The sequence below is a fragment of the Saccharothrix sabaoui genome (assembly GCF_051756985.1).
Lineage (GTDB): Bacteria > Actinomycetota > Actinomycetes > Mycobacteriales > Pseudonocardiaceae > Actinosynnema.
The window spans coordinates 1-5,612 of sequence record NZ_JBPKJK010000288.1 but is presented as its reverse complement, the minus strand read 5'-3'; the positions used below and the strand labels follow the sequence as shown (position 1 = coordinate 5,612).

The following is a 5,612-nucleotide window of genomic DNA, read 5'->3' as shown; positions in this document are numbered from 1 at the left end:
TGACGATGTCGTGGCGCAGGTCGCTGCCCGCCTCGCCGCGACCGGTCGACCGGCGGCGGGAGAGCCACAGGTGGGTGCTGCCGTCGGTCCAGCGGGCCAACTGCCACCTGCGGGCGACCCGGACGCCGTCGCGGGGGACCTCCTCGGCGGCCACCCAGTCGGTGCCCTCCAGGGTGCGGCCGGCGGGCTGCGCGGGGGCACCGCCGGGGACGGGGAGCAGCACCCGGCGCAGGCGCGCCCCGTCCGGGTCGAACTCCGGCAGCAGGGGCGCCCAGTGGTCCGGCGGCAGGGCCGAGCGCAGCGCGTAGGACAGGTCGGCCCCCGGCACCACCCGCGGCTCCGGCGCCGGCGCGTACCGGCCCTGCCGGTCGACGCCGACACCGGCCACGCCCTCGACGGTCCGCTCGACGGCCCACACCGCGTTCGCCGCCTCGTCGCGCAGGAACACCACGTCCTCGACGGGGTCGCCCTCCAGCGAGCCGGGCAGCGCCGGCGGCAGCACGAACAGCGACTGCGCCGGGGTGGAGCCCGGCAGGCGGTACATGTCCCAGCCCGGCCGGGCGGCCGGGTCCACCTCGGTGCGGACGCCGAAGGTGTCGGTGACCACGAGGGAGCGGACGCGGGCGACCGTGCCGACGGGCAGCTCGACGGGCACGACGAACCAGTCGTTGGCGTAGAGCGTGGCGAACTCCAGCACCAGCAGCCGCCCGAGGTCGCTCGGCCCGGTCTCGGCGCCGGCGAAGGACACCGGGGCGTCCTCGAACTCCCACCACCGGTCGGTGGGCATGCCCGGGTAGCGCACCGGGCTCGGCATCCCGGTGCGCACCAGGTCCCGGGACGGGGTGTCCGCCGGAGCCGACTCGCCGCTCGTGGACAGGCGCAGGTCGTACCAGTCGAGCGTGCCGCCGGGGTACTCCGGCGCGCTGAGGACCACCTCGTCGTCGCCGAGCCTGGTGCCCAGGACGAAGGAGTGCTCCAGGCGCCGGGACGACCAGCTCGCCGCGTTCGTCCCGGGCCGGCTCACCAGTTCGCGCCACCAGGTGGTGAACGAGGCCGCCGCCGCCAGCACCGCCGCCCGGTCGGCGGCGGCCACCTCGGGCACGGCGGGCAGCGTCGGCGCGCCGCCCGGGGAGGTGCCGCCCAGGGCGGCGGCGAGCGCGTCGGCGTCGGGCACCCGGCCGCGCAGGAACGCCGCCTCCGCCACCGCGTCGTCGTCGGCGGTGGGACCGGGCACGACCTCGGGCAGCGGGAACGCGTCGGTGAAGGACTGGCCGTAGCGGGCGCGCAGCGGCCCGAGCAGGCGCAGGAACCGCCGGCCGCCCTCGGCCCTCAGCGCCAGGTCGTCCGGGTCCGGCGCGGTGCGCTCGACCACCGCCTCCAGCGGGGTGGTCGTGGTGTCGAGGCGCTCGAAGTCGTCGAGCGGGGCGCCGTCGCCCAGCCCGCGGAACCCGCCGATGGCCCCGGCCCGCACGCGCAGCCGCGCGCTGACCGGGGAACCGCCATCGCTGCCGTCGAACTCGCCGAGCTGCCACTGGCGGCACAGCAGCCACGCGGCGTCCTCCACGCGGGCCGCGACGCTCTCCCGGATGTCGGCCGAGGTCACGCGCGGCGTGAGCCTGGTCCAGGTGGTCACCGATGGGGTCATGGGGTCGCTCCCGGGGTGGGCGAGGTGAGGTCGGTGCTCGCGGTGGCACCGGCCGCGTTGAACGGGACGTAGGTGGCGGGCAGGAAGTGGCCGTCGCGCAGCTCACCCCACGGCACGGTGCGCGTGGTGGCCACGTGGAACGCCTGGTCGACGGCGGCGAAGACCTGGTCGGTCGTCCACCTGCCGTCGGCCGCCGTCGGCACGGCCAGCAGCAGCGACTGCGGCGCCCGCGCGCCCGGCGCGTCGTGGTTGAAGGCCAGGCCGGTGACCTCGGTGGCGGCGGGCACCCGCTCGGTCCACTCGTCGAGCACGAGCCCGACCAGCGGGGCCGCCGCGTCGACGGCGCGCACGGCGTGCACGGCGACGGACAGCCGGTCGACGCCGGCGGACGGGCCGGGCAGGGCCGCCCACCGGTCACCCGCGGCGCGGGGCGCCTGGCCGACGACCAGCGGGCGCGACGCGGCGGCCGTGCCGAGGGCGTCGGCGCGGGAGAGCGCGGTGTGCAGCGCCTTCGCGCCGGGCCGGACCCTGGACAGCCGGGTGAGCCAGGTGTCGACGACGAGCGGGTCCGGACCGACCAGCTCGGCGCTGTGCCCGAGCAGGTCGCTCAGGGCGGCGCGCCCGGCCGCGGCGACGGTCCAGGTCGGCAGGACCGGGAAGTCGTCGCCCAGCAGCACCTTCACCCGGGCGGTGTGGTGGCGGACGGCCGCGTCGGGACCGTCCGCGACCGGCGGCGCGGTCAGGGCGGCGTCCTCGTCGAGCCTGCGCCGCGCCTCGGCGGCGGCGACCTCGGCCCGCGCGGTGGTGCGCGCGAGCCAGTCGGCGTCCCGGGTGCCCGCCTCGGGGTGGGCGTCGGGCACGCCGTGGCGGGCGAGCCCGTCCAGGCACGCCACCAGCCCGGCCGCGGTCGGCGCCCCGAGCTGCGCGCGCAGCGCGGCCAGCGCGCCGGCCAGCGAGGTGCGCGCGGCGGTCGCCCTGCGCCCCAGCTCGTCGGCGTCCGCGGTGAGCGCGAGACCGGCGTCCCGCGCCAGGTCGGTGCCCCGGACCGGGCGGACCCGGCGCAGCAGCGCCCGCACGCCCCGCGCCGCGTGGCGCAGGTCGTCGACGGAGGCGTGGGTGGGCGGCCCGAAGCCGGGCACGCGCCCGGTCGACAGCGCGGGCAGCTCCGACACCCCGTCGACCGCTGGCCGCTTCGGGCGGAACGCCTCCAGGAGGCGCCGGGTCAGCTCCTCGTCGGTCATCAGCACCACGTCCAGCGGTGCGAGGGCGAGCCCGCGCAGGTCGAGATCGGTGGTGGCGACCACGTCGCCCCCGGGGGACAGCCACCGGCCGCGCACCACGACCTTCGCCGGGTCGGGCAGCAGCGCCGCCGCCCAGCCGTTGAGCGTCGGGGACGCGAGCGCGCGCGGCCGTGCGGGTGCCGGGACGACGTCGGTGGTCCACGCGGCGGCGTCCTCGGCGGCGTGCGCGGCGGACGCGCCGCCGAGGAACAGCAGCCGGTGGTCCTGCACCGCGCCGGAGCGGGGCGTGCGGACCACGTCGAGGTCCGGCGGCGGCATGTCGCCCTTGGTCAGCGCGTCGAGGGCCGCGCCGGCGCGGACGGCGTTGCCGCCGATCAGCTGGTGCACGCCCTCGGCGAGGGTGGCGTCGGCGAGCGCGTCGAGCGCGGCCACCACCTCGTCGAGCGCGGCGACGCACGCCCCGTGCGCGGGCGTGCCGACCTCCGGCAGGCGCAGCGACGGGTCGTCCGGCCGGGTCGGGTCCACGCCGCGCCCCCACGGCACGGCGTTCTCCCGGTGCAGCCTCTCCAGCACGATTCCGTCGGCGACGGCGCCCGACTCGCGCACCTCGGTCACCGAGCCGTCGCCGCCCAGGGTCTGCGCGGCGAACGGGGCGAGCGCGCGGAAGGCCCGCACCGCGACGCCGCCGCCGGACGTGGTCAGCGTGCGCTCGAAGCGGTAGCCCAGCAGGGCGGCCGGCGGTTGCCCCGCCCGCACGCCCTCGACGAGGTGGCGCACCAGCCGGACGCGGTCGGCGGACAGGTCCACCGCCACCGGCCGGGTGCCGTTGCCGGGTTCGCCGACGCCACCGCCGCGCGCGGCGTACCCGGCGCGCAGCACGGCTGCCGTCGTCGCGTGGTGCAGCGACGGCGCGAGCACGTACCCGGCGTTCGCGGCGTCCCGCCACAGCGGGCCCTGCTCGCCCTCCGGCGGGACCTGGACCCACTCGCGCCGCGCCGGCCGCACGTCGGCGAGCCAGCCGAACCCGCCGACCAGCGCGCCGGTGGACGCGGCGCCGGCGCGGGCCTCGGCCAGGCGGCGGGCGGCGAGCGAGGTCTCCCACGCGTCGGTCCGGTAGGCCGCCGTGTCGAGGGTGGCGCGGACCAGCGGTCCCAGCTCGGCGCGATCGAGGTCGGCCAACCGCCCGACCGCCGCCCGGAACTCCTCCCAGTCCTCGTTGAACGGGTTGCCGGGCCACGGCTCGACGAGCCACTCGCCCAGGGTCCGCGCCGAACCGACGTCGCTCGGCGCGGGCCGGTCCAGCTCCTGCCAGAACGTGGGCCGGGGCCGGCTCGGGTCCACGTCGAGCAGCTCGGCCTCGCGGTGGCGGAGGTCGCCGTCGTCGACGCGGATCAGCGCGGTGCGGACCTCCTCCAGCGCGGCCTGCCGCAGCAGGAGCACCAGCAGCGAGGTGCCCGCCGCCGGCTCGAAGTCCCGCAGCCGCGCCAGGTCCAGCGCCAGCAGCTCGCGCAGCGCCTCGGCGGGCGAGGCGGGCAGGAGGTCCACGGGCAGCGGGAAGGTCTGCCCGACCCCGCCCCGCAGGTGCGGCTGCCCCTCGGGCAGCCCCAGGTCGCGGACCAGCTCCTCCAGCTGCCGGGCCACGACCGGCTGCCAGCGGGCGAACAGCTCGCGCCCCGGCACGGCGAACCGGTGCAGCGCGTCCAGGTACTCCGGCCCCATGACCGGCTGGCCCAGCGCGGTGTGCGAGATCGGCTGCACGGACAGCGCCTGCACCAGGCGGGTCGCCGGGTCGCGGACGTCGTCGCCGCCGATCGTCGGCCAGTAGTAGCGGTCGCTCACCCGGCGCACCCGGGCGCGGGCGACGCGGTCCAGCACGTCGCGGACCACGCGCGGCACGCCGGTGTCGCCGGGCCGGGGCTCCGCGTCGCGGCCCATCACCGGCAGCACGCCGTAGGGCTGAGCCCCGACGCGCACCACCGGCAGGTGCCCGCGCGGCCGGACGTGGTCGACGAAGTGCCGCCGGGCCTGCCGCACGGCGTCGACCTGCACGCCTTCGAGCACGTGGACGAGGAAGTAGCCCCAGGTCGCCGACCACAGCGCGGCGGCGGCGTCGCGCTGGTGGTCCACCCGGCCGCCGCCGGCGACCCTGGCCGCCGCGCCGCCGTAGCCGAACGGCACGCCCAGCGCGCCGAGCAGGTCGCCGCCGACGGTGCCGCGCGGGTGCGGCGCGGGCTGGTGCTTCGAGGCGTCCAGCCGCCGGTGGTGGTCGGCGCGGGCGGAGCCGCGCGGGTCCGAGGCCGACACCGCGCCGTCCGGGGCGTTGGTGGGCGTGCCGGGCTCCAGCACGCAGAACCCGTCGGTGTAGTGGTGGGCCTCGAACAGGTCGGCCAGCGCCGTGGCGGACCGCCACGGGTCGCGCTGCTCGTCGACGCCGACCACCACCAGGCGGTCCAGGCCCAGCCGGTGCAGGTCCGGGTCCACGTCGGTGGTGACGCGCACGGCCATCCCCGCGCGCTCGGCCTCCTCGAAGTCGACCATCCAGAGCATCCCGGGGTCGACCAGCGCCCGGTCGTCGGCGGGCGCGCCGGCCAGGGTCGCCCTCGGGTCGGGGCCCACGGCGAGGTCGCGGCGGACCGCGGAGGTGGTCACCGCCCAGGAGACGGCGGCGACCCCGTCGTCGGGCCGGGCCTCCCGGTGGCCGCGCACCTCCCAGCGGGTGGGCAGCA

1 protein-coding gene and 1 pseudogene are annotated in these 5,612 nt (G+C 78.7%); both read right to left on the bottom strand.

The genetic code is table 11. The features are described 5' to 3' along the window. On the bottom strand, nt 1–1,645 hold a 1,645-nt coding region (locus tag ACR807_RS40875), incomplete at its 3' end, for a hypothetical protein (protein WP_438926923.1). Next, nucleotides 1,642–5,612: pseudogene (locus ACR807_RS40870) on the bottom strand (hypothetical protein); the annotation flags it as partial. The gene ACR807_RS40875 and the pseudogene ACR807_RS40870, both read right to left, overlap by 4 nt.